The sequence below is a fragment of the Nocardia sp. NBC_01503 genome (assembly GCF_036327755.1).
Classification (GTDB): Bacteria; Actinomycetota; Actinomycetes; order Mycobacteriales; family Mycobacteriaceae; genus Nocardia.
This window is the reverse complement of record NZ_CP109596.1, coordinates 4416595-4440007: the sequence shown is the minus strand read 5'-3', so window position 1 is coordinate 4440007 and position 23413 is coordinate 4416595. Positions and strand designations below refer to the sequence as shown.

Genomic DNA, 23413 nt, shown 5'->3' with positions numbered 1-23413 from the left:
GTTCTCATGAAACTCGTTCTCGCCCAAGGGATGGTCATTCCCGCCGTGCGATGACGGCCGCGCGGTTGCGGTCGCGTGGGGAGTTGCGGCGCCGCCCCGGGGCGCACGGATGTTGGCATCATTTGATCGCCGCGCCGCTGTGGCCCAAACACGGCGTGAATCTCGGGACGCTGCCGCGGACCTGCGATCACCGCACCGGGAAGCCGTGGCGGCGGGCGCCGGTGATCACCAGCAGGGTCGGTGCCAGCAGGATCAGGACGCTCCAGGGAAACGCGTTGGGGCCGAACAGGTTCAGCAGGACTCCACCGACGACGCCACCACCGGCCATCGCGGCGTTCCAGAGCGTGACCAGCATGGCCTGGGCGGTATCGGCGGCCTCGCCGCCCGCGATCGCCACGGCGGTCTGCAACAGGGTCGGGACCCCGCCCCAGCCCAGGCCCCACAGTGCCGCCGCCACGTAGACCAGCGCCGCATTGTGCGCGGGAATCGCCAGCGCGGCGGCGGCCACCGCGACCAAAATCGTTGCGGCGATGATCGATCCGCGTAGCCGCCGGTCGATATGTGCGCCGGTGAACCAGATGCTGAGCATCGAGGCGATACCGAAGACCAGCAGTACCGCACCGGTCATCCCGTGCAATCCGGCCGCGTCCAGGAAGGTCGCGATATACGTGTAGAGGATGGTGTGCGCGAGCACGAAGGTGAGCGTTACGAACAGGACCGCGCCCACACCGGGAATTCTTGCGGTCGTTGCCAATTGGATCCTGCCGGCGGATTGTCCGGGAAAGTCGGGGACCGCCGGGAAGATCCAGGCCAGCAGGATGACCGCGAGCACCGACATCACGGTGAAGGTCACCTGCCAGCCCACCGCGTCACCCAGCAGTGTCCCGAGCGGAATACCGAGCGAGAGCGCCAGCGGAATGCCCGCCATGACGAACGCGATCGCCTTGCCCCGCAACGACTCCGGCACCAGGCGACGGGCGTATCCGGCGAGCAGCGCCCAGACCACCCCCGCGGCGATCCCGGCGACGAACCGGGCGATCAGGGTCAGCGGGTACAGCAGCGACAGCGCCGTCACGGTATTCGCCACCGCGAATCCGGCCACACCGGCCAGCAGTAGTCGCTTACGCCGCCAGCCCGCCGTCGCGACCGAGAGCGGAATCGCCGATACCGCGGTGCCGAGGGCGTAGACGGTCACCAACTGACCGGTCGCCGACTCTCCCACGTGCAGATCGGCGCTCATTCCCGGAAGCACACCGGCCGGGAGCGCCTCGGTGAGTACAGTGATGAAGGCCGCCGTGGTCAATGCCGCCAATTGCGGAATCGGTAGTCGCGGAGCGGCTTTCGCGGTGGTCTCGGGCTTTTCGAGTTGGATTCGATCGGTCATGCACGCATCGTCGAACCTTGACATCTATGTGAAGGTCAAGCCCCGATGCGGAGAGCGATCCGAATCACGATCCACCGCACGCGAACCAAGGGCGCTTTCGGTCCGAAACGGCAGCTCCATGCACCTTTCGCGGCGGACGGCAATCCCCCATTTGCCGCGGCCTCAATCGACTTCCCATCAATGTGAAGCATGCTAATTTCTGATCTCATGACAACTTCTCGGGCACGTGCCGCCACCCTCACGACCACCGCCGCCGCGGGCATCGGCGCGATCCTGCTCGCCACGGCCCCGAACGCCGCGGCCCTGGGCGACGGCTATGTATCCCTCCAAGGCTCGAACCCCCAGGTCGGCTGCGGCTACACCCTCACCAGCGGCGATATGGTCGGCGGCGGTAGCAGCTCGTCCAACGGCCTCGAGGTCACCTTCTTCGACGACGGCGCCACCATCGGCACCGGCACGGTGGGCGGGTTGATCGGCAAGGCCGCGCAAACCTCCTGGACCCCCAAAACGGCGGGCCAGCACACCCTCACCGCCACCTGGACCTTCGGCCAAGGCGATATCCACCCGCTGACCCCGCTCACCGTCCAGGTCCGCGCCTCCACCTCCACCGGCAGCTTCGGCTGCCCCCTCCCCAGCATCTCCGGCTAGCCACGCCTCCGATCCGGCCGCACCCGAAGCCGTTTCGCAGCTCCGAAAATGCCTACGGCCCGAGTTGAACTCGGGCCGTAGGCATTTGGAACGGGTCGATCAGAAGGATCCGGTGCTGGGCTTGGGCCCGGGATCGGTCGGCTGATCGGTGACGGTGACGACCTTGGTGGTCGTGGAGCCCGCCACGCCGCTACGGCCGGAGAAGGTCGCGCCGATGGTGTACGAACCCGCGGCGCCCGGGGTCCAGACGATGGAAGCCTTGCCGGTGGCGGCGACGGGGATATCGCCCAGGACGTTATCGCCCGCCTTGAACTGGATGGTGCCACCCGCCGCGGCCGGGGAGACGGTCGCCTCCAGGGTGACGGCCTTACCGGTCTGCGCGCCGGACACATCGGTGAGCACCGTGGTCGAGACGGCATCGCTGGAGACCGTGATGGCCGGACCCTTGCCCTGATAGTTGCCGTCACCCAGGGATCCGCTGTAGTCCATGGAGGTCGGCAGCGGGGTGTCGCGGGCGCAGTTGACGCCCACCTTGTACTGCACCTCGAAGGTCTGCGACTTCGGCTGAATATTCGGGTACACCGGGTATTTGGTGATGCCGAACTGGGCGCGCACCCAATCAGAGGACGAGGTGTCGAGCGAAACCTGGTCGCCACCCATCTTTCCGGAGCCGTCGACCGGAGTCAGGCAGGCCGGGTGCAGGTCCTTGACCGCGTAGATGTACTCGACCGGAATGCCGGTCCGCTCGAATGTCGTAGTGACGGTGACGATATCGCCGACAACCGGATTGGTGTTCGACACCGTCCGGGTGAACTTGCTGTTCCCGTCGGTCCAGGTGATCGATCCGGGCGCCGCCGCGGCCATACCGGGCATCGCCGCGACCACGAACCCGCCCGCGACCGCGAACGCGGCCATCGACCCCGCCACCCGCTGCATTCTTCTATCCACCATCGTTGCTCCCACGTACATCGGGTAACCCCTCGACATCGTCATCGAGGCGCTGAAACCCGAGTTGGCGAGATTAGATCACGGCCGAACCCCCTGCGGATCGGATTCCGAAATGATGATGGTTCAGATTGCGTATTCGGCGGTTCGCGCTTACACCGTGCCACGCGCACGGCTCACATCCGGCAAACGCAGAATGGGTCTATGAGGGATGTCCGATTCGGCGAACCCGGTGGATTCATCCGGGAGGTGCGGCTGGAGAGTCGAGCCTTGGCCGAGGAGTACCCGTTCACGTTGCCCGCGGTGCGGTGGCTCGCGGGGTCGGGCGGGCTGCCGCTGCCGCCCGGGGTCACCTTTCTGGTGGGCGAGAACGGTGCCGGAAAGTCCACCCTGCTCGAGGCGATAGCCGTCGCGGCCGGATTCAACCCCGAGGGCGGCAGCCGAAACTTTCGGTTCGCCACCAGATCCAGCGAATCCTCCCTAGGCGACCATCTGGTTCTGCGCTGGGCGGTGACCAAACCGCGCACCGGCTTCTTCCTGCGCGCGGAGTCCTATTACAACGTCGCCTCGGAGATCGAACGCCTCGACCGCGAGCCCTTCGGCGGTCCCCCACTGCTATCGGCCTACGGCGGCGTCTCCGCGCACGAACGCTCGCACGGCGAATCCTTCCTCGACCTGGTGACCCACCGCTTCGGCCCGAACGGGCTCTATCTACTCGACGAACCGGAAGCCGCACTGTCGGTCCGCGGCTGTATGGCGGTACTCACCCGCCTCGCCGAACTATCCGACCGCGGTTGCCAGATCGTCGTAGCCACCCACTCCCCGATCCTGCTCGCCCTACCCGGTGCCACCATCTACGAGATCGCCGACGACGGCCAGCTCACCCGGGTCGACTTCGACGATGCCCTCCCGGTCCGCTTGACCCGCGGCTTCCTCGCCGACCCGGAGATGTTCCTGCGACACCTGTTCACCGATAGCTGACCGCCATCCACCACGCGTCGAGTTCGTCTTCCTCGCAGCACCCCGGGGGTGGGGTACAACGCGCCGATCCAATCCCGAACCCGCCTATCCGACAACGGATGTCGCGAATGCAGCACCCGCACAGACCATTCGACCAGATCCTCGAGCTCGTGCATCGGCGCGCGCGAGGCTACCGCCTGAAACCGGCTGCGTCACGGTCGGTTCAAGGAGGTGGCACTCGGCCTCCGCGACGCGGTGTCCAAGTGATGAGTCGCGATTCGGGGTCGAGACCGGGGTTGTCCCCGATGCGCGAGTTCTCCGATGCGCGCACCATGGGTCATGCCGGGCAGTGATCGCAGGAGGCTCGGATGGCGAATTCTCATATCTCACAACCGGGGGCGGTGGGGCGCGGGGTCAGAACGTTGTCGATGTGGCCGTGGGTCGCGTCGCTCGCCGCCGCCGCGGTCGTCGACCTCGTCATCGGCGCTGTCCGCCGCTTCGACTTTCACGGCATCAACGGGTTCAGCACCACCAATTACGGCTGGCTCGCGTTCACCCTGGTCGGCGGAGTCGGGTTCGCATGGCGGCTGGCGGGCACTCCGCTGACACCGCTGCGGGTAATGCGACCACTGGTCGCGCCGGCGGTGGCATTCGCGCTGTGCTTTGTCGCGGTCACAATCACCGGGCTGGTGTTCCTTCCCAACCAGAGTCTGAGCGAAACGCTCACCACCGATGCGCCGGGGCGAGCGCTGACCGTCGGTGAGGTGGTGCTCGTATTCGGGGTACTGGCGGAGGTCTTGCGGGCCGCCGCCCGCGCCCGCCGGTGAAGACTACCGGCCGGTGCTGCCGTCGATCAGTTCGCGGAGGATATCGGCGTGACCCGCGTGCCGGGCGGTCTCCTCGATCATGTGGGTGAGGGCCCAGCGGAGACTGGGCGCGGGGCGTCCGGGGCGAGGCATCGGTGCGGCGAGATCCGTACAGCCGTCGAGTTTTTCGTTCGCACGCTCGACCGCGGTTCGATAGCGCGCGACGACATCGGCCACCTGATCCACGGCGGGCGCACGGAACGTCTTCTTCCAGTCGGTTACGTTGTCCCCCAGGAACATCGAACGTTCGACGACGGTCAAATGCCACAGTAGTCCGAGCAGGTTCGTCCCCGAAGACACTGCGGCCGTGCGCACTTCGGGTTCGGGCGCATCCTCGACCTTCGCCGCTACCGAGGCACGCAGATAGTCGAGGAATCCACGCAGGACCTCCATCTCGCTACTTCCCGTCCGCGGCGGCGGGGTGTCCTTACGGCGGCGTGTCGTACCGGGCATGGCGACCTCCCTTCCGGACCCAGTCTCACCGAACCCACCACGATCCGGCACACGATCTTGCCGCTTCGGCAAAGAGAGCGGTGCTCTTGACTCGGATCACGGTTCATGGCACGGTATGCGCAGAGCGAACACCGATCTCGGAGTGGGCATGAATATCGATATCTGGCAGGGCGCGAACCTCGCCCTCGCATTCCTGCTGGAGCTGGTCGCCTTCACCGCGCTCGGCCTCCTCGGCGCGCGCCGGGGGAACGGACGGGCGAGAAAACTCGCCTACGGAGTAGCCGCGGCGGTAGCGACCATGGCGGTCTGGGGTCTATTCGCCGCCCCCCAGGCAACTTTCACCATTCCGGCCATGGCGGTGCTGGCCAAGGTGTCGGTTTTCGGCGGCGCTTCGGTAGCACTTCATCGACTCGGGCATCCGCGAGCAGCGGCGATCTTTCCTCTGCTCGTGCTGGCAAACCTCGCGATCATCCACTTCTCCTGAGGTGGTTCGGCGAAGATTCGAAAACTAGCACCGCTAGACAGGCTAGCGAACGAATGCTATCGTTGCTCCAGCTTCTAGCTCTGCTAGGTATAGTTATCGGATCCACCGAGGAGTAACCGACATGACCTTCACCAGCAATGAACAGCAATTCCTCGCCGAGGCCGGAATCGGCCGACTGGCCACGGTGTCGCCCGACGGGGTTGTCCAGAACAACCCGACCGGCTATCGAGTGAACGCCGACGGCACGATCGACATCGGTGGTATGCGGATGCGCGTGAGTCGCAAGTTCCGCAATGTCGAGGCGGGCAGCCGGGTGTCGTTCGTCATCGACCAACAGGTTTCGCTGGAGCCGTACGTGATTCGCGGCATCGAGGTACGCGGCACGGCGGAGGCGCTCGACGACCAGGAGCCGCCGTTTCCGCCCCAGGAACGCGCGGTCATTCGAATCCACCCCGACCGGATCATCTCCTGGGGCATCGACGGCGGATCCTTCGAATTCATCAGCCGCAACGCCGAGTAGTCGACCAATCCACATATGCCACAAGGAATCTCGATGAAACAGCGCTATTACGCGGCAGCCCTCTACACTGCGCTCGGACTGGTGGCCGGGTTGTTCTATCGCGGTGACCGCGAATTGAGTTCCGAGCGGCAATCGGGATATGTACTATCCCTATTATGTTGATGAGCGAGGGTGTCGAGTGGGGGTTGCACTGCTGCATGGTGCTGACTTGGCTCGAGGATCGCGCGCCGATCGCCACGGGGAAGCTCGCCGAGATGTTCGAACTGCCGCCGGAGTATCTGAAGAAGCGGTTACAGCCGCTCGTGCGGGAGGGGATTCTCGAATCGACGCCGGGGATTCGCGGTGGATATCGGCTGGCGCGCACACCCGAGCGCATCACATTAATGGATGTCGTCGGGGCGGTCGAGGGGCGCACCGAGGCGTTTCGGTGCACCGAGATCCGACGCCAGGGAGCCGGGGTCACGGCGGGGAAATCGGAGTTCGCCAAGCCGTGCGGGATCGCAACGGCCATGCGACGAGCCGAGCTGGCCTGGCGGCGGGAACTGGCGGACCAGACCATCGCGGACCTGATCGCCGATGCTCCGGCCAACGCGTCGATTCGGGCCCGCCTCTTCTATGAGCAACTCACCGCCTGAGCGGCGGCTGTACGAGAAATCCGCCCGGCCTCACCGGCCGGGCTTTCTTGAAGGGAGAACCGGGATAATGCATGTCCCGATAATGGCGAAGAGCGCGGCGGAGTCGAATGGGTTGCGGCGCACACTGATTCTTGCTCTGGGCACCTTCGCCGTCGGCACCGATGCGTTCATCCTGGCGGGGTTCCTGCCGGATATGGCGACGGAGTTGGGGGCGTCCACGGCTACCGCGGGCGCCTCGGTGACGGTGTTCGCCGCAGCCTACGCACTGCTGTCACCGGTGCTGGCCACGCTGACCGCGCAGGTGCCGCGGCGCGCGCTGCTGGTGGCGGCGCTGATTGTGCTCGCGGCAGCCAATTTCGGATCCGCGGCGGCTCCGAACCTCGCGGCGCTACTCGCCACCCGTGTGCTGGCAGCCGTCGGCGCAGCGGCCTTCACACCGAATGCCGGAGCCGTCGCATCGGCATTGGTGCGCCCGGAGGCGCGAGCGCGCGCGTTGGCGGTGGTGGTGGGCGGACTGACCATCGCGACCGCACTGGGCGTGCCGCTCGGAGATGCGATCGGCCAATGGCTGGGCTGGCGTTCGGCTTTGGCCGCCGTCGCGATCGTCTGTCTAGTGGCCGCGGCGGGTGTCGCGGCGTGGGTGCCCTTCGTCCCCGGCAACCCGCGCGTCGGCCTCGCCACCCGACTGGCGGTGCTGCGCAACCGATCCGTGGCCAAGGTCCTGCCTCTGACCGTGCTCGGCATGGGCGCGGCATATGTGGTGTACGCCTACAGCGTGCCCGCCCTCGAGGCAGTCGGCATCTCCCCCACCTCGACCGCCTGGGTGCTTTTCCTCTACGGATTCGGTGCTGTCGCAGGCAATCTCGCCTCCGGCTACGCCACCGACCGATGGGGCGCGACCCGGGTGCTCACCACCGGCTACCTGGTGATGGCCCTCGCCCTGGCCCTCATGGGCACGATGGCCGCCACCCACACCCGAGCCGCCTGGCTGATCGGCCTCCTGGCCGCCGCGTGGGGAGCCGCCAGCTGGTGCCAGACCCCCGCGCAACAGCACCGCCTCATCGACGCGGCCCCGCACGAGGCGGGACTCGTCGTGGCCCTGAACGCCTCCTGCATCTACCTCGGCATCGGCGCGGGCACCCTGCTGGGCGGAATCACCATCACCCACGGCGCGACCACCATGTACTACACCGGAACCGCGCTGGCCTTGGCAGCCTTGGCCTATCTCCGCACCACCACCCGCGCACCGCGCTAGAATCGCTTGAAATGTGCTGTGGCGGAACATCATTTGCGATCGGTCGACCGCTACATCCCAGACACCTGGAGGTTGCGTGCCGATAGGATGGTTCAAACGCAAGGTACGAGAAGTCTCCAACCGTTTGCCGGGTCCCCGAGCGAAGGTCGAGAAGATACTGCTCGTGCACTACGGCAAGACGCCCGACTTCGACGAATCCCGGCGCCTACTGCGGGAAGTGGGTATCCGCGCCGACTTCGACCCCACCGATATCCCCGCCGCCGCCGTCGAGGCGAAGGGCGGACATCGAGCCACGGTCGTACACGCGTACGCCGCCGTGCTCACCCTTCAGGACAAAGGGCAGTTGCGCCCCAACGCATTACAGCGGACGAGCGCCCATGTCATCGACGAGGGCGGCGAGCAGCTGATCGTGGCGGTCGTCTGGAACGACATCATCGCGACCGAAACCAACGCGTGGGTCCGCCAGCTCATCCCCGTCCACCTGGACAGGGCCGAACGCGACGACGTCCAATTGGCGCAGGAGCGCAGCTGGAGAATGCTGGAGGACGAGTCCACGGTGTCCTTCGTGGCCGCCGCCCAGGACGGCGAAGGCAAACAATTCGACGACGTATACATCGCCGTAAGCCACCTCCCCGAGACCGATCCGCAGCGCATGCTCGAACACATGCCCAAGGGCTTCCAGGAATGGTCGACCACCATCCTGACCAACCTCGAAGCCCCACTGGACAAATCCGACATAGCCCACTGGCTACTGTGCACCGACGACAAAGGAACCCAAGCCGTCCACCTCACCTACCTCGCCCCCGGCAAGCACGCCGTCTACCCCTCGGACCTGCTGGAATTTCCGGAGAGCGAGGAAGAGTACAGCGACGCCCCCGACGCCGACCAGGACCCCGACCTCGTCGAGCGCCTGTCGGATACCCCCACCCCACCAACCGATTGACCCACTGGCGCGTGTCGCGAACCCAAACCTGGCCATAGTCAAACTATGGCCGCTATAGTTTGACTATGGCCGATCCGGTTCAGAAGACAACAATCCAAACCAGCACCACCACGCGAGACAAACTCAAAGCCCGTACCCCCGACGGGCTCACCATCGAAGACACCATCGTCAAGCTGCTGAATGCAGACGACGCGCGCCGCGCGCGCCGCCAAATGCTGCTCGACCAACGCTTCCGTGACGCTGCCGCAAACACCGACTCCGTCGCCCGCGCCAATCGTATGGCGGACACACTCGCCATACTCGCGGCCGGAGACGAGGCCACCAACCAGTGACCATCTATGTCCTCGATGACACAGTGCTGCGGGGATTCGGGGAGTGCAGCGATGATGCCGCCAACCTGATAGCCAGCCTCGATGCCCGCAGCATCCGCATGGCCATTCCCCAGAACGCACTGATCACAGCCGAAGCCGGCCTCTCCGACGAACAGTGCGAATACATCAACGCCGTCGTCGAACGCCTCGACCACATACTCCTCGACGATCTGACAGAACTCGATCACCTGTCCTCCACCGCACATGTCGCCGCATGGATCGGACAGCCCGAGGACGCTGCCGCCGCACACGCCCTCGCCCTCGCCCGGCGCCTTGACTGCCCCATCCTCACAATGAACGCCAAGCGTTGGGAGCACCCCCGGCTCGCGATCCCCTGGCAAGTCCGCATTGTCGAATTCCGGCAGGACGGGTGAACCGACCTGCCGCCCAGACAATTCGGCGAAGGGTTTGCCGTTCGAGAGGTGCGGCCGGAGCGATCTATACGGAAAGGCCCGGTCCCGATGGACCAGGCCTTTCGCTGTGGGCCTAATGGACCAGCATGCGAACCGCGCGGTGCTGGTCGACGGGCCGGACATCATCATTCGAGCGGTGAGTGCTCGGTCGTGATAGAGGCGGCCCGAAGCCTCCTACTTGGCGATTTTGGCGGCCGAGGGGTGCGGCGGGAGCTTGCGACCCAGAATCTCTTCGGCTTCGCGACGGCGCTCGGCGATCTGCTCCGGCGTGAGCTTCACCCGGGTGACGCGACTGGATCCCTGTGTCAGCGCACTCATCACTCGCCTCCTCGCACGATTGCTTTGATACGCCACATATTACGCGTGTCGTCCCACCCGACACCAACAACGAACAGGATCCGCGCGTCAATCACCAGGACTTCTCGCTCCGCGGGCTCCTCAGCGAGGTCGCCCAGGCGCAGGGCTGGTACACCCGCCTGCACTACCAAATCCAACATCACCGGGTCGACACGCGTATATGAATGTGGCGGAGTAGCTGAACCCGAGGTCGAAAGGAAGCCTTGGTGAATGATGTCTTCGTCGATCAGCGCATACGCCGAGTCCGCATCGACGATGCCATACTCCGACGCCTCGACTTCCCTAGTGACGCGCACCGCGCTTGCGAGCGGATACTTCGCCAGTCCCGATCTGATCAGGCGGATGCGTCGCTCTATCGCTGGTGTCATCGCGATCTCGCCCCACAGCGCCTTGTTGATGACGTCGTGCGCGTTGTACGTGTACGCCTGAATGACATCCGCTTCGCTGTCGCTGAGCCGGTCGGCCCGCTGCCCCGCCAGGACCGTCTCCGCCAGTGGAATCGTGTCGAAGCCGTACTCGTCGCCCTCATCCGTCACACCCCGGATCCTGGTCTACGCCCCGGCCGCACACGCCGAGATCGCATCAAATCCCACCCGACACGAGGCTCTCGGAACGAGATCGCAAGCGATCTGATCCCACCGCTCACGGCATCTCCGGACTGGAGCGAAAGTCCTTTCAGCTCAACGAAAAGAGGCCCAGCGCTTCCGCTGAGCCTCTTTCCAAGAGTGGACCTGACGGACCAGCATACGAACCCGGCCGTGCTGGTAGACGGGCCGGACGTGATCATCCGGGCCGTAGGTACCCGGCCGGTCGCGGGCGGTGATGCCCGATGACCGGCCACGACGAACGAAGGGCTGCGTTTGGGTCGGCGGATGGCAGCGCGGATGGGTCGGCGTCTGCTCGGCGTCCTATAACCGCCGCCCCAAACGCCGAACACGGGATCGGCATCCGCGCCGCTCAACACCACAATCCGAGGGCGGGGTCGAAATCCCGACTCAGTATCAATACTGAGGGTTCATCACGTGGGGGACGGCGAAACGGCCACGGCGTGCACTGCGGCGGGCATCCCAACGCCGGTCCCTGGTTCCGACTGCTCGATCGTGACCGTCGTCTTCTCTACCTGCTGAACGAGCACAAGGTGTTGACCACCGACCAGATCGCGGCGCTGGAATTCACCTCGACCCGCCGCGCCCAAGACCGACTCCGCAAGCTGCGCGAGATGGGCATGCTGTTCGCCTTCCGCGAGTCGCTCTACGGCGGTGGCACCAGCCAAACACGCCACGCCCTCGGCTACTCCGGCGCACGTCTGATCGCCGCGGCGCGTGCCGAGAAGCCGCCGACCCCGGCCGCGCACGCAGTGATGCTCGAACGGCTGGCCTGCTCGCCGACCCTCGAGCACCGCTTGGGTGTCAACGGGTTCTTCGCCGCGTTGGCTGCGCACCGCAACCCCGCCCGCCACCAAGACATTGCGAAGGTGGAGGGGTTGACGCAGTGGTGGTCAGAACACCAGTGCAGCGAGTTCTTTCAGATCGACACGTACTCCGGGGAACAAGTGCGGCTACACCCGGACGGGTACGGCTGCTGGGAGCGCCACGATCGGGCAGTGCGGTTCTTTCTCGAATTCGACACCGGCACAGAGTCGTTGACCACCCTTACCCGCAAACTCACCGCCTACCAGAGCTTCCCGACCGAGGACTTCGGCATCCTGCTGTTCTGCCTGCACTCAACCCGCCGCGAAACCACCGCCCGCGCCGCGCTCCACAAGACGCTGCGCGATCACCAGCCCGGACTCGTGATCGCTACCAGCGCCCGCGACCACGTCCATCCCGACGGCCCCGCAGGCCCGGTCTGGGCCCTGCTCACACCCCACATCGGGGACTCTGCCGCCAGTCGGCTGCACCTGGCCGACCTGCCCGAACGCGGCCCTCGCATCGCCCACCGCACGGGAACCCCCGAGCCCTACAACGAGGCCGCCTTCGACCCCTACGATCCCGACATCACACGCATCCTCATCCTCGACCGCAACCGGCGATCCACCGCGCCCGTAGACAACAGCATCGACTCCCACCGGGGAACCGACCACCCAACGCTCGCCGAGGATGGTGAGATCGAGATCTTGCCGCCGGGTGCCGCTTTCGACTGAGCCCGCGTGGCGCGAATCAACCCCCAGTCCGGGCCGCATCGAAATGCGTTTCTACCTGCAGTGTTCAACCCATTGGACGGATTTGTCACAGCGGACGCGATAGGCTGCCCACCTGGCGGCAGAACGACACCTCGAAATCGGAGACAACGAACCGTGCCGGTCTTCGGGCAGTCACCGCAGCCCCGACCTGAACCTGCGCCTTTCGCCACGGTTGCCGAAATGCCGTTCTATCTGCACTGTTCCACACTTCGCAGCGTTTCTTCATGGTCGCGGGTGCTAGGCTGCCCGCCCTGGGCGTGAGCGGTACCGGCGAGCGCGACGAGCACGGCCCAGCCATCCTTTGGGCTGGTGTCCGACCAACAAGATCGACCTCAGCGCCGCTATTGGCGGAAATGGCCGTCTACCAGCGCTGCTGGATAGTTTTCGGCGGTTTGTCATGGTCGAGGGTGCTAGCGTCCTCGCGGGCGCGCACCCCGAAGCCGTGAATTACCAGCACTGTTGGTTCTTTCCCGAGGCTTGTCACAGCCCTCGCGATAGGCTGCCGTTGTCGCCGCTGAGGCCGCCCGCAGTCACCCGTCCAGGTCCGACGAAACTGCCACCGGCCCGAAGCTGAACCTCGCTCACCCAGGCCGGCAGCGTCCGACACGGTCGACGTCGCCGCCGTCAATTGCTCACGACGTCGTTCGAGAGCACACCCCCCTTTGTGCTACGTCCGATTCGCACCGAATCAACTGTGGCACTTGCTATTTCCATCCACACCACCGATTCCGGGTTCGCGCCCGCAGCGGTGGCCCCGTTCCTCAGCTGCTGAAGCAGCGCACCTGTATCCCAAAGCCGAAGGCACCCACGACAAGTCGGGTGCCTTCGGCATTTCTGTATCACGAAGTGGAGTTCGTCATGACAGCAGTGCCGGTCGGCCCCCCGGTCACCACCACCAACGACAACGGCCAGAAGGTGACCACCACCCACCTGTCGGACGGAACCATCCAGGTCGACACCCAAACCGGCGGCGACGAAGGCGCGCATCGACCTACGACCACAACCGAAATCAAGATCGACCCAGCCTGGGCCGCCGCGTTCAGAAAGCCCGAGGACCAGGACAAACCTCTGCCCGCGCCATACCAGCCGAAGCAGCCGCTCAGTCCCACGATTCAGATGATGACGGGACTGGATGCCAACGGCAATCCGAGTACCGACACCGGCTCGCCTCCGACGAGCATGAATCCGTACGACCCGACCGGAGCCCTTGGAATTCAAGTGGATTCCAACGGCCACCCGATCGTGCCGGACAAGCAACAACCCACGCGGCCCTTCACCATCTACGACATCACCGGGATCGGTCCTGACGGCAAGCCCATGCCCGACGATCCGCTTTATCACGCGAATGGCAATCCCTACGATCCCTCGGGACTGTTGGCGACCGATTCCCGCTTGGGAGGGCTGACCGATCGGCTCCTGCCTCCCGATCCGCACGACGCAGCCGAGATCACCTCAATACGGGCGGTAGACAGCCAGTTTCCCGAGCTCACGCCGGAGCTGCTCGAGGCCCGGCGTCATCACGCCCAACCGGGCAGCTCGTGGGTCTCCACACACGGAGCCATCGTGACGGTGACCGACGACGGCGGCCTGAGTATCAAGATGCCGAACGGGCTCCTGTACCGCGAAGTCACCGACGTCGTCGGTCAGACAGGTGCCACGACCACACGAGGAATCGTCGAAGTACCCGGCCAAGACGCTGTCGTGGCCAGCCGGACCGAACATGTGCCCACCGCAGACGGACGAAGCCATGACGTTGTCTACGGACCCGACAACACCATCACCGGAATTCTCCAAACACGCGACGGAACAAACCGCGTCTACCTACCGGAGAAGAACTCCGAGGGCAAAACGATCGACGGACAATACGTGGACATCGTCGGCGATCGCCAACTACGCATCAACCTGATCGACCCCGTCACCGGGAAGCCGACATTCATCGAGAGCGAGACCCGCCCGGACAAGGATCCCGCACACGGCGCGTTCAGCCCTGAACACTCGAGAACTACGACAGATACCTTCTACCCCGACGGACACCACACATCCGTCACGGAAATCGACGATGCACACCAACCCACAATCCAAACTGTCGTCTACGACAAAGACGGCCACGCGCACACCGTCATTACCGACAAGAACACCGGACGAGTAATCGCGGACTTCCCGACCGCGCCCCAAGAGGGACTCCAGGCCGACGTAATGGGCCTGATCCCCGATATCAAGCACGATGCCGAAGTCCTCGGCGGTGTTCTGGGCGGCGGTTCGGCATACGGGCTCGGCGACGCGGCCTTGGCCGGTCTCGACATAGCGTCCCTGATTCCTGATGTCGGCCCTCTCGCGCAGGCGGCAGTGAAAGGCGCCTCCACGGTTGGCCGTAAAGCATTACTTTCGGCATTGGCTCGGGGCGCAACCGAGGAAGAGGCCAGAACCGAAGCCCAACAAGCAATCACGAACTACCTCAGAGACGAACATGGCATCGGCGCTGGCACCGATACCGGGCACGGACTCGACGGCGCGGCCGATACCGGGCACGGACTCGACGCCGCGGCTGATGCAGCCCACGAACCCCACGGCGGCAACGGAGCCCACACGGACAACGGCGCAGAGCCGGAAAGCGGTGCACCACACGACGAACCACAAAACCACAACGGACGAAACAACGAACCGGCCACCGACACGCACACCGAACACGAGCCATATACCGGGCCATCCGAGGAAGCGCCTCCGGGCGTGTACCCCGCCAACATCAAAGAGGTCCAAGTAGGACCCAACGTCCAGTGGCAGGACATCAACACCAATAAGTTCGTCAAGATGCCGGAGTGGGCCAAGAACCCACCCACCAAATATGCCAAAGCGAGTCACACGCCAGAGCAAGAGTTCTCGCTCACATCGCAAGCAAAGAATGATATTACGAAGGTCCAAATAGAAAAGGACGCCAAGGATATAGAGATAGGCGACCTTCGTGCCAAGCGTGACGATATCGCAACAAGTCTAGGAATTGACAAAACTAAGCTGACGCAGAAATATCTTGCGGGACAAGAGGATGATCTACTCCAACAGGGTGTTTCAATTGCTGATATCGAACGTCTAAAATCCGCCATGTCCGCGGCCAACAAGGCGGAAAACCAGGCGAATAAGCTGACCGAGAAGATGGGTATGATCGCAGCTCGCGATTACATCCGGCAGATGGGTGGCGAAGTCATCACCGGCCTGGACGACTCACTAGCCGGCTCGGGCACGCTCGACGTGGTTGGCATCGTGAACGGCAAACTCGTGGTCATCGAGGCAAAGGGCGGCGGTGCACAGCTGGGCGAACGGTGGGTCAACGGAGAAGCCGGACAACTGATCCGGGTGCAGCAAGGCACGCGACAGTATCTCCAGTGGATGCTCCACAACGACCCCGAATTGGCGAAGGCTCTCGCAGAGCGTGGCCTGCTCGACGCGGCCCGCAACGGCGACATGGACGTGATCTATGACATGGTTCGATACAACCCGAAGGTTGGTCGACCGCAGTGGGCGAGATTCAACAGCGAGGAAGACGCAGCCGTACCGCCCGAGGCCATCAGACAGATACGCCAACCGGGGCAGTCGGACCCCGCCGCCACAACACCGGATCCGCCACAGGGTTCGGATATCGCCGCACGGATGCCCCTGCTGGCCGCGCTGACCCCGTGGAACAATCTGCCGACAGACAACAGTTCTGACCCGTCTCCCTCGCTCCCATCGTTGATGGAGTCGGCGATGCAGACGATGCTGTCGTCGCTGAGGACCCAGACGGCATTAGCGCTGCCGTTTATGGGAATTCCCACCCCATTGACGCCGGGTGGAAACGACAATTCCAAGCGTACGGACCAATCGTTGACCCTGAATATCACCACTCCCACACGGCAAGCCGGACAATTCGGCGACACCGAGCGCCACAAGTGCCTCGCCTATGCTGCCAGCATCCGCCTGTAGCTCCGTAAGCTCAGACACCTTCGAACAGGAAGTATTCTTCGAACATGCAGGTCGACATCGACAAGATCGCCGAAAAGGTCAGCGTGGCAGCACGATTCGACTGGACGTGGACCGATGCGGACCTCGACCGCTTCTGCGCGGCCGAGGGCTGGCGGATCGCCGAGCGCACAGGACCCAGTGCAGTCCTCACAACTGATCTCAAGTTGCCACGGCCCGAAGCGTGGTGGCGTGCCGAGGATGGCCGGGTCAACCGTGTGCTCGCGTTCGTTGCTGACGGGCTCGACGCCACCGATAGCGAAACCTTGCGGCGGGTCTACGACCAATTCGCCGATATCAGTTCCGCAGTCGAATCAGTTGTGGGCCCTCCGACAGATCGCAAGGCTGGGGCCGACGGCGAAATCCGGTGGGCGCTCCCAAAAGTCGTGATCACGCTGCGTCTCGTCAAGAGCACCAGCCTTTTTCTCCACTTCACCAATCCGGAATATCAGGCATGGTTGGACGCGCCCGATGAGGAGGCGATTTGATGGTCACGAGTATCGGCGATTGGTTGTCCTTCAGCGCCGCGTTGGCGTTAACCCTCGCACGGATGCCGACAAACGGCTGCCTAATCCTCACGGCTCCAGGCAACCGATTTGCACAGTTCACAATGGTCCCGGAAGGACTGTGGGCAGAAGTCGCAGACGATTCTGCTCTCACCGACAGCTATCACATCCTTCCGGACGAGCGAGATCAGCTGACGGCCGACGGCTGGAATCCGCCGTCTGAAGGAGGCTCGCCCAACTGGAATCGCCAACTCGGGTGGCCCACACGCTATCCGGACTACGAGACTCTCGCCGAGCGAGTCGTCGCGGCGCTCCATCACGTACTGAAGGTCACCCAGCCGACCGAGCTGAGCATCGACTCGTGGGTGAACTTCTCCGAAGAGGAGATCGACGTCAGCGCACTCGCTTGAACATCGTGACGCCTGCGATAGAGCACTTCCGCCAACGGCGGCGGCGGCGGTCGGCCAGCAATTGACCGACCGCCGGGGGCGCATCCTCGTCGCGCTGCGGTAGCCCGCGGGCGACCTCGCTGAGGTAGCGCCACGGAGGGGCACGGCCACGATGTGATCGGCGTCGATAGAGCGGGCCGCGCGCAGTGCGTCGCCGGGCTGGCGCAGTTCCACACCGAGAGTCGTTGCGAGCGCGGCGATCACCGGCTGGGAGAAGCTGGCCTGCACGTGCCCGATAGGTCGGACCGAATCCGGCTGTGATTCTGCAGGCTCAGACACCTTCGAACAGGAAGTATTCTTCGAACATGCAGGTCGACATCGACAAGATCGCCGAAAAGGTCAGCGTGGCAGCACGATTCGACTGGACGTGGACAGATGCGGACCTCGACGGCTTCTGCGCTGCCGAGGGATGGCAGATCACTGAGCGCACGGAGCTCGGCGCAGTCCTCACGACCGATCTCAAATTGGATCGATCCGAAGCTCATTGGCACGTTGACGAAGGATCGGTCAGCCAGGTCATCGTGTTCATAACCGACAGCCTCGACGCCACTGACGGTGCGGCGGTGCGGCGCGTCTACGACCAATTCGCTGACGCCAATTCCGCCGTCGAATCGGTGGCGGGAGCTCCCACACAACGTAAGGCGGGAGCCGACGGCGCGCCGAACTGACTACTGTCACGGGCGAGCTCACGAAGGCTCAGCAGGCGATCGACCGCTACCTGAACGCCTTCGAAAACGGCACTCTAGACCCCGAACTCCTCGCCGTACGACTCGGCGAATTGCGCGCCAAAACAAACCAACTTGCTACTCGCCGCGACGAACTCACCGTCACCCTCGACAGCGAACCTGTCGCCCCGGAGCCCGCCGCGCTGGACGGCATCGCCGACCACATCGCCGACATCATCATCAATGGGACCCGCACCCAGGCCAAAGCACTCATAGAGACGCTCGTCGCCCAGGTCACCATCACCGGACCCGACCGCCTCGTTCCCACCTTCCGCATCCCTCAACGCGGAAACGACATTGGGGCTGGTACCGCTTCCGCGGTACCAGCCCCAATGGAGTCGGTTCGTGCAATGCCACGATTGGTGGAGCTAAGGGGATTCGAACCCCTGACCCCCTCACTGCCAGTGAGGTGCGCTACCAGCTGCGCCATAGCCCCGTTGCCCGAGCGCTCCGGGCGACTGGGAGAAATTACCCGGGAGCAGGGGTGAACTGCAAATCCGCTGGTTGGCGGGGTTGATGCCGGTGATCAGGTGAGCGGCTGAGGTTTTGCTGAATGTGTTGGGGGGCACGGAAATATGGGGGGTGCGGTGGGGTGGGGCGCGCGTAGACTCGGCGGGGATTCGAGGTTGTCCTAGGTGGGCCGAGGGAGCGCGGTTCATCGGGCTTGGAGGGATCGTACGCGGTTGAGGCTGATCAATGGCCGGTATGAGCTTCGGGAGCTTGTCGGCAGAGGGGGTATGGCCGAGGTCTGGGACGCGTGGGATCGGCAGTTGCGTCGCCGGGTTGCGGTGAAGGTGCTCGACTCCGGGAGTTTGATGCCGCTCGAGCAGGATGAGCGGATCCAGCAGGAGCGGTTCGAGCGCGAGGCGCATATCGCGGCGCAGATGAACTGCGTGAACATCGTGATGGTGCATGACGCGGGGGTGTTCGTCGAAAACGGGCGCAGGTACCCGTTTCTGGTGATGGAGTTCATCGCGGGCGAGAACCTACGACAGCAGCTGCGGTATCGGGAGAATTGGGCGCTGCCCAGCCTGCTACGGGTGCTGACCGATGCGCTGAGCGGGCTCGTGTACGCGCACTCCAAACAGGTGGTGCACCGGGATATCAAGCCCGAGAACATCATGATCTGCCGGGACGGGACCGCGAAGCTCGCCGATTTCGGCATCGCCATCGAGATGCGGGAGAACATTCAGCGCCTTACCCAGGTGCATCGTGCCCTTGGCACACAACAGTATTCGGCCCCGGAGTACCTGCACCACGGACAGATCACGCATCTCAGCGATGTGTACTCGTTCGCGGTGGTCTGCGCGGAGGTGCTCAACCACGCATACGGTCCGGCCGGAATACCGGATGAGATCAAAGTCGTACTGGAGCAGTCGCTTTCACCGGATCCGACGCAGCGGCATCGCTCCGCGGCCGAATTCCAGCACTATTTCCGCGGAGCCATCGAACGGTCCACGCGGACCGGACGCACCTCGATGCCCGCCGCCCCGGAGTACCCCGGACCCACCCGGACCTCGGTGCTGGCCCCGGGCGTCCTGCTCGAGCCGGAGCCGGAAGTCCCTGACCCGCTGGCCTATTCGTCCACCTGGAGTTTCCTGGCCGCACCCATCGTGGCCTCCAGACAGAGACTGCTGGCCGGATTGTCCACCGATGACCACCGTTTCGTCGCCGCCCTGCTGGCCACCACCGCCACACTCGGAATCCTCCTGGGCGGCTTGGCATTCACGCTGCTCACCTGGGTGGTCGTCGAGATCGGAAAGCTGTTCTAGGGTGATGAGAAATCGGCAAGTCGGTATGGCCTGGCAGCGCTACCTGTATCCGGGATCGCGGGCCTCACATTGGCTTCGACTCGGCGTCCGCGTCGGCGTGACCTGCTTCGTACTGACCATCGCGATACTCACCTTCGCGGTGCTGTCATGAGGTGCACCGCGTGAGAACCGTCTGCCTGAACTGCCTCACCGAATTCCGCTACGACCGCGAACGCAATCGCTGGTACACGGTCATCCGCCAGCGCAACGGCGGTTTCGCCAAGCAGATCGAAACCTACTTCGACAAGCTGAACCTGCGCTGCCCCAAGGGATGTGAACTCGACCCGGTCACCCTCGACCATCCCACCAAGGTGATCGGATTCGTCGGCGAATCCGCCTCGTCCAAAAGCCATCTGATCGTCTCGATGATCCATTCGATGATGAACGATCCGCGATTGGCCGGCCAGTTCTCCTTCATCGTCTCGCCCAAATCCGCGAGCCTGTGGACCGCTCTGGAGGCCCGGCTGCTGGACCGGCGGGCGCTCGACGCCACCGGCCCGCGCCGCATGGCCATGGATCAGACCCAGCGTACCGACGGCATCGCCATGAATGCCCAGCGGCAGTCCCAGGGCCACACCTGGGCGGGTCTGGAACAGCGCAGACCCATTCTGGTGACGGCGTATTCGGTGCATACCGCCAGCGCGGTGAACCTGGCGTTCATCGATGTGGCGGGCGAGGATATCGCCGACGGCGCGGTGGCCGCGCGGGTGAGCCCGCACCTGGCGGTGGCCGACTTCCTCTGGTTCGTGGTGCCGTCCACGCTCAACAAGCAGTATCTGGCGCTCATGCGCGAACAGGCCGATCCCGATGATCAGGAGAGCCTGAACAATATTGTCGAGCATTCGCAGACCGTCGGCCGCACCACGCTCATGATCGATCAGATCGCCAAACTGTGGCGGGCGGCCAACAGCTATCCGATCCACCTGCCGATCGAACCGCCACGGCTGCATGTCTCGACCATTGTCGCCAAGACCGACCTGCTCTCGCTCATCGATCTACCCGAGGCGAATATCGTCGCGCCGCCCGCGAATTGGGCGGACAGCCCGGTGAGCGGCAAAGGTTCGGGCAATGCCTACGATCCCCCGCGCATACTCGAGCGCTGCGAGATCACCAGAAATCTGGTGCGGCAACTGTTCCCGGCGGTCGACTCGGCGCTGTCGATCCACTTCCCGTGGAACATGTATTTCCCGGTTTCGGCGGTAGGCTGCGGCAAACGTGGCAATGGCACGTATCCGGTGTTCAAGCCATACGGTGCGGCCGACCCGGTGGTGTACATGCTGGAGATGATCGAGGAGCTACGGGCCTACCGATGACAGGATTTCCGCAGCTGGTGTGTGGCTGGGCGCTGGTGAATCTCGAATCCTCCGGCGCCGGCGTGGGCGTGGTGGCGCGGTCCTGGAATTGGCCCGCGGTACTGGGATTCACGGTGCGCGAACTCGGATCGCTGGTGACGCTGCCCGAGGGCGGTGACCCGATCGGGTTCGCACTCGAATTCACCGTGACGCGCGGGCTGGCGGTGGCGGGGTTGAAGACGCCTTCTCAGGTGCGACCCGGAACGTGTGTGACGCATTTGATCGCGGGTGATACCGCGCGGCTCGATGGGGCAATCGCGCTGCGGCTCTTCGCATCCGGCGGTTTTCTCACCTCGTTGAACGGTTCGGTATCGCCTACCGATCATTGGGAGACCACGGTACCGGATTCGGCGTCGCACGGCTTCGACGCGACCGCCGAGATCGCGGTGGAGCAGCCGTGGCTACCGGCGCTCATCGGCGCGGCGCTGGCGCATCTGGCCGGACAGGGTCCGACCATCGTGCTCCAGGTCGAGGATGCGCACGACGCGGTGCGCATGCTGACCGCCCTGTACGGCATGCTTCCGCGAAATGTGCTGCGCGAGTTGACATTCTCCACCACGGTCTCGCCGCTGGCGGAGATGCCGTCCATCACCACGGTGATCGGCGACGCCACTCCCCCGGACCGCCGCGTCATAACCACCGGCAGCGGGATCGACAATATCTCCGACACCTACCAGCGACTGGGCCGCGATATCGTCGAGCATCGCCGAGCCGGAATCACGCTGCCTTCAACACTGTCGTCCGTCAACGATATTCGGCAGTGGTGCTATCAACAGCACCTGCGCACGCTGGAGCCCGCCGTCCTGGATGACGCGCAAATGGTGCAGGTCCTCACCGATCCGACCCTGACCCCGGACTGGTTCACCGATGCCACGGTGGCCCGGCGCGCCATTCACCTCGCACTCGATCGCCCCGAGGTCACAACGGCTTTGGCCAACCTCCAGGTGCGGAGTGAGGTGCGCGCGGCCTTCGAGCAGACGCTCACCGACTGCGTCATGACCGATCGTGATCGCGGGCGCGCCACCCGCGTCGCGCAGGCACTGCGGTTCGATCTCAGCGAGGTCGTGGTCGCCTCCGCGTTCCGGCGGCTCGACAACGGAACCCTCAGTGTCAGCGATGCGAAAACCGTTTGGCCGCAACTGCAGCAGGACTGGGCCGTCGGCGATACCGATCAGCGCAAGCTGATTATCGAACGCCTGCAACAGCATCGGGCGCTGCGCGAATTCACCATCGACTCGCAGGACCGCTATCTGGTGTACGAGACGGTGCGCGCGGAGATCAGCGATCCGGCGGTGCACACGGGCAGCAGTCGACTACTGCGCACCGCCATGTACAGCCAGCTGCCGATTGTCGCGCAGCTCATGGTGAATATCTCCTGTACCAGCCGCGACCGGTACATTCTGGAGCAGATTCTGGCCTGCGCGCCGGCGGATCGGCTGCCAACCCTGGTCGCCGAATGCACGCGGTATCCGGCCGTTGATGCCTTCGAACTCATGAAGGCGGTCACCATAGTTCGCGCCGAACCGGCCGAACTGGTCGAGGGACTGAAGCCCGCCTGGACGGCATTGCGCCGGGCCGTCGGCGTGCCGCAGGCCATCGAGAAGCTCATGGTGCTCGATGCCGAGGCCGCCCAACCCGAAGGCCAGTCCGGCCGATCCCGGCTACGCCAGAACATGTTCGGGCGCAAAGGGAATCGGGGCAACTGGAGCAGATCGGAGGTATCGGCACTACTGCGCGCGGCCGCCGATGATCCGCCGGTGATCGAGGAACACTTCGAGATGCTGCGCGCGGCAATCGATTCCGATGTCGAGTTCGTGGCCGGTTGTATGGCCGAACGCTCCGCGGATTCGAATGGCGCGACGGTGCTGACGCGGATCATGCTGTGCGCCGCACATGAGCGAGTCCCCGCGCTGCTCACCGCCTGTGCGCAACAGCGGGATCTGGACCCCTATGCCCTGCTTCGCGCGGTCGCCGAACTGGACCTGGAGTCCAGCGCCCTGGTGGAGTTGCTCGCCGGTGGCTGGCCGCATCTGCGCACCCGCCTGGACCTGCCCCGCCGTATCGCGACGCTGGTAGCTCTCGATGCCGCGGCTGCCCTGCCCGCCCGCCTCAAACCGCTCAGCCCACCGAAGAAGCAGCGGCGCAACAGTTTCTGGCGCTGAAC

The 23413-nt window shown here is 64.5% G+C and carries 25 protein-coding genes and 1 tRNA gene; 19 read left to right on the top strand and 7 right to left on the bottom strand.

Annotated elements, in window-relative coordinates:
- Nucleotides 1–187: 187 nt before the first annotated feature.
- Nucleotides 188–1384 (bottom strand): MFS transporter, encoded by a 1197-nt coding sequence (locus OHB26_RS20020; RefSeq protein ID WP_330178807.1) that lies wholly within the window; start codon nt 1382–1384, stop codon nt 188–190.
- A gap of 207 nt (nt 1385–1591) precedes the next feature.
- Here OHB26_RS20020 and OHB26_RS20015 point away from each other — a divergent pair, with 207 nt between their 5' ends.
- Nucleotides 1592–2032 carry a hypothetical protein gene (locus OHB26_RS20015; protein WP_330178806.1) on the top strand — a complete coding sequence of 147 codons (441 nt, stop codon included), beginning with the start codon at nt 1592–1594 and terminating at the stop codon, nt 2030–2032.
- Nucleotides 2033–2131: 99 nt separating this feature from the next.
- Here OHB26_RS20015 and OHB26_RS20010 read toward each other — a convergent pair whose 3' ends face one another.
- Nucleotides 2132–2983: an Ig-like domain repeat protein gene (locus OHB26_RS20010; RefSeq protein WP_330178805.1), complete on the bottom strand. Its 852-nt coding sequence runs from the start codon at nt 2981–2983 to the stop codon at nt 2132–2134.
- Nucleotides 2984–3181: 198 nt separating this feature from the next.
- On the opposite strand from OHB26_RS20010, the gene OHB26_RS20005 reads away from it, so the two are divergent.
- Nucleotides 3182–3958, top strand: coding sequence for an AAA family ATPase (locus OHB26_RS20005; RefSeq protein ID WP_330178804.1), 777 nt, complete (start codon nt 3182–3184; stop codon nt 3956–3958).
- Nucleotides 3959–4305: 347 nt separating this feature from the next.
- The gene (locus OHB26_RS20000) at nt 4306–4764 is read left to right on the top strand and encodes a hypothetical protein (RefSeq protein ID WP_330178803.1); all 459 of its coding nucleotides are present in this window, start codon (nt 4306–4308) and stop codon (nt 4762–4764) included.
- Nucleotides 4765–4767: 3 nt separating this feature from the next.
- Here OHB26_RS20000 and OHB26_RS19995 read toward each other — a convergent pair whose 3' ends face one another.
- On the bottom strand, nt 4768–5256 hold the full coding sequence (locus OHB26_RS19995) for a DinB family protein (RefSeq protein ID WP_330178802.1): 489 nt from the start codon (nt 5254–5256) through the stop codon (nt 4768–4770).
- A 115-nt stretch (nt 5257–5371) separates the two neighbouring features.
- Between OHB26_RS19995 and OHB26_RS19990 the strand changes: the two genes are divergently transcribed.
- The 7 genes from OHB26_RS19990 to OHB26_RS19960 all read left to right on the top strand — a co-directional run bounded on the left by OHB26_RS19990 (nt 5372) and on the right by OHB26_RS19960 (nt 9838).
- Complete coding sequence (locus OHB26_RS19990; RefSeq protein ID WP_330178801.1) at nt 5372–5740, top strand: YrdB family protein; 369 nt, start codon at nt 5372–5374, stop codon at nt 5738–5740.
- A 121-nt stretch (nt 5741–5861) separates the two neighbouring features.
- The gene (locus OHB26_RS19985) at nt 5862–6260 is read left to right on the top strand and encodes a PPOX class F420-dependent oxidoreductase (RefSeq protein WP_330178800.1); all 399 of its coding nucleotides are present in this window, start codon (nt 5862–5864) and stop codon (nt 6258–6260) included.
- Nucleotides 6261–6421: 161 nt separating this feature from the next.
- Nucleotides 6422–6895, top strand: a complete 474-nt coding sequence (locus OHB26_RS19980; RefSeq protein ID WP_330178799.1) for an RrF2 family transcriptional regulator — start codon at nt 6422–6424, stop codon at nt 6893–6895.
- Nucleotides 6896–6962: 67 nt separating this feature from the next.
- Nucleotides 6963–8150, top strand: a complete 1188-nt coding sequence (locus tag OHB26_RS19975) for an MFS transporter (RefSeq protein WP_330178798.1) — start codon at nt 6963–6965, stop codon at nt 8148–8150.
- A gap of 76 nt (nt 8151–8226) precedes the next feature.
- A complete protein-coding gene (locus OHB26_RS19970; RefSeq protein ID WP_330178797.1) occupies nt 8227–9093 on the top strand; it encodes a hypothetical protein in 867 nt (288 codons plus the stop codon).
- Between the two features lie 65 nt (nt 9094–9158).
- Nucleotides 9159–9425: a hypothetical protein gene (locus OHB26_RS19965; protein WP_330178796.1), complete on the top strand. Its 267-nt coding sequence runs from the start codon at nt 9159–9161 to the stop codon at nt 9423–9425.
- Nucleotides 9422–9838, top strand: a complete 417-nt coding sequence (locus OHB26_RS19960; protein ID WP_330178795.1) for a hypothetical protein — start codon at nt 9422–9424, stop codon at nt 9836–9838. Before OHB26_RS19965 ends, OHB26_RS19960 begins: the two co-directional genes overlap by 4 nt.
- Before the next feature lie 213 nt (nt 9839–10051).
- Here OHB26_RS19960 and OHB26_RS19955 read toward each other — a convergent pair whose 3' ends face one another.
- Nucleotides 10052–10195, bottom strand: coding sequence for a hypothetical protein (locus OHB26_RS19955; protein ID WP_330178794.1), 144 nt, complete (start codon nt 10193–10195; stop codon nt 10052–10054).
- Nucleotides 10195–10770, bottom strand: a complete 576-nt coding sequence (locus OHB26_RS19950) for an ADP-ribosyltransferase (RefSeq protein WP_330178793.1) — start codon at nt 10768–10770, stop codon at nt 10195–10197. Before OHB26_RS19950 ends, OHB26_RS19955 begins: the two co-directional genes overlap by 1 nt.
- A gap of 512 nt (nt 10771–11282) precedes the next feature.
- On the opposite strand from OHB26_RS19950, the gene OHB26_RS19945 reads away from it, so the two are divergent.
- The 5 genes from OHB26_RS19945 to OHB26_RS19925 all read left to right on the top strand — a co-directional run bounded on the left by OHB26_RS19945 (nt 11283) and on the right by OHB26_RS19925 (nt 18029).
- Complete coding sequence (locus OHB26_RS19945; protein WP_330178792.1) at nt 11283–12377, top strand: replication-relaxation family protein; 1095 nt, start codon at nt 11283–11285, stop codon at nt 12375–12377.
- An 897-nt stretch (nt 12378–13274) separates the two neighbouring features.
- Nucleotides 13275–16370 carry a hypothetical protein gene (locus OHB26_RS19940; RefSeq protein ID WP_330178791.1) on the top strand — a complete coding sequence of 1032 codons (3096 nt, stop codon included), beginning with the start codon at nt 13275–13277 and terminating at the stop codon, nt 16368–16370.
- 44 nt (nt 16371–16414) lie between these two features.
- Nucleotides 16415–16894 (top strand): DUF6301 family protein, encoded by a 480-nt coding sequence (locus tag OHB26_RS19935; RefSeq protein WP_330178790.1) that lies wholly within the window; start codon nt 16415–16417, stop codon nt 16892–16894.
- On the top strand, nt 16894–17322 hold the full coding sequence (locus OHB26_RS19930; RefSeq protein ID WP_330178789.1) for a TY-Chap domain-containing protein: 429 nt from the start codon (nt 16894–16896) through the stop codon (nt 17320–17322). The genes OHB26_RS19935 and OHB26_RS19930 overlap by 1 nt, the downstream gene beginning before the upstream one ends.
- 344 nt (nt 17323–17666) lie before the next feature.
- On the top strand, nt 17667–18029 hold the full coding sequence (locus OHB26_RS19925; protein ID WP_330178788.1) for a DUF6301 family protein: 363 nt from the start codon (nt 17667–17669) through the stop codon (nt 18027–18029).
- Nucleotides 18030–18103: 74 nt separating this feature from the next.
- Here the strand turns inward: OHB26_RS19925 and OHB26_RS19920 are convergent, their stop codons facing one another.
- Nucleotides 18104–18370, bottom strand: coding sequence for a hypothetical protein (locus tag OHB26_RS19920; RefSeq protein ID WP_330178787.1), 267 nt, complete (start codon nt 18368–18370; stop codon nt 18104–18106).
- A gap of 76 nt (nt 18371–18446) precedes the next feature.
- A tRNA-Ala gene (locus OHB26_RS19915) sits at nt 18447–18522 on the bottom strand.
- 199 nt (nt 18523–18721) lie between these two features.
- Between OHB26_RS19915 and OHB26_RS19910 the strand changes: the two genes are divergently transcribed.
- The 4 genes from OHB26_RS19910 to OHB26_RS19895 are packed head-to-tail and all read left to right on the top strand — an operon-like array spanning nt 18722 to nt 23411.
- On the top strand, nt 18722–19858 hold the full coding sequence (locus OHB26_RS19910) for a serine/threonine-protein kinase (RefSeq protein WP_442942682.1): 1137 nt from the start codon (nt 18722–18724) through the stop codon (nt 19856–19858).
- A 4-nt stretch (nt 19859–19862) separates the two neighbouring features.
- Entirely contained in the window at nt 19863–20009 is a 147-nt protein-coding gene (locus OHB26_RS19905) for a hypothetical protein (protein ID WP_330178785.1), read from the top strand.
- 10 nt (nt 20010–20019) lie between these two features.
- A complete protein-coding gene (locus OHB26_RS19900; RefSeq protein ID WP_330178784.1) occupies nt 20020–21210 on the top strand; it encodes a hypothetical protein in 1191 nt (396 codons plus the stop codon).
- Nucleotides 21207–23411, top strand: a complete 2205-nt coding sequence (locus tag OHB26_RS19895; RefSeq protein WP_330178783.1) for a GAP1-M domain-containing protein — start codon at nt 21207–21209, stop codon at nt 23409–23411. Before OHB26_RS19900 ends, OHB26_RS19895 begins: the two co-directional genes overlap by 4 nt.
- Nucleotides 23412–23413 lie beyond the last annotated feature (2 nt).

Excerpts from the sequence above, each read along its gene's own strand:
- OHB26_RS19925 (WP_330178788.1), top strand. The coding sequence starts at position 17,667 with ATGCAGGTCGACATCGACAAGATCGCCGAAAAGGTCAGCGTGGCAGCA.
- OHB26_RS20020 (WP_330178807.1), bottom strand. The coding sequence starts at position 1,384 with ATGACCGATCGAATCCAACTCGAAAAGCCCGAGACCACCGCGAAAGCC.
- OHB26_RS19990 (WP_330178801.1), top strand. The coding sequence starts at position 5,372 with ATGCGCAGAGCGAACACCGATCTCGGAGTGGGCATGAATATCGATATC.
- OHB26_RS20010 (WP_330178805.1), bottom strand. The coding sequence starts at position 2,983 with ATGGTGGATAGAAGAATGCAGCGGGTGGCGGGGTCGATGGCCGCGTTC.
- OHB26_RS20015 (WP_330178806.1), top strand. The coding sequence starts at position 1,592 with ATGACAACTTCTCGGGCACGTGCCGCCACCCTCACGACCACCGCCGCC.
- OHB26_RS19995 (WP_330178802.1), bottom strand. The coding sequence starts at position 5,256 with ATGCCCGGTACGACACGCCGCCGTAAGGACACCCCGCCGCCGCGGACG.
- OHB26_RS19895 (WP_330178783.1), top strand. The coding sequence starts at position 21,207 with ATGACAGGATTTCCGCAGCTGGTGTGTGGCTGGGCGCTGGTGAATCTC.
- OHB26_RS20000 (WP_330178803.1), top strand. The coding sequence starts at position 4,306 with ATGGCGAATTCTCATATCTCACAACCGGGGGCGGTGGGGCGCGGGGTC.
- OHB26_RS19935 (WP_330178790.1), top strand. The coding sequence starts at position 16,415 with ATGCAGGTCGACATCGACAAGATCGCCGAAAAGGTCAGCGTGGCAGCA.
- OHB26_RS19965 (WP_330178796.1), top strand. The coding sequence starts at position 9,159 with ATGGCCGATCCGGTTCAGAAGACAACAATCCAAACCAGCACCACCACG.
- OHB26_RS20005 (WP_330178804.1), top strand. The coding sequence starts at position 3,182 with ATGAGGGATGTCCGATTCGGCGAACCCGGTGGATTCATCCGGGAGGTG.
- OHB26_RS19955 (WP_330178794.1), bottom strand. The coding sequence starts at position 10,195 with ATGAGTGCGCTGACACAGGGATCCAGTCGCGTCACCCGGGTGAAGCTC.
- OHB26_RS19980 (WP_330178799.1), top strand. The coding sequence starts at position 6,422 with ATGAGCGAGGGTGTCGAGTGGGGGTTGCACTGCTGCATGGTGCTGACT.
- OHB26_RS19975 (WP_330178798.1), top strand. The coding sequence starts at position 6,963 with ATGCATGTCCCGATAATGGCGAAGAGCGCGGCGGAGTCGAATGGGTTG.
- OHB26_RS19930 (WP_330178789.1), top strand. The coding sequence starts at position 16,894 with ATGGTCACGAGTATCGGCGATTGGTTGTCCTTCAGCGCCGCGTTGGCG.
- OHB26_RS19940 (WP_330178791.1), top strand. The coding sequence starts at position 13,275 with ATGACAGCAGTGCCGGTCGGCCCCCCGGTCACCACCACCAACGACAAC.
- OHB26_RS19905 (WP_330178785.1), top strand. The coding sequence starts at position 19,863 with ATGAGAAATCGGCAAGTCGGTATGGCCTGGCAGCGCTACCTGTATCCG.
- OHB26_RS19985 (WP_330178800.1), top strand. The coding sequence starts at position 5,862 with ATGACCTTCACCAGCAATGAACAGCAATTCCTCGCCGAGGCCGGAATC.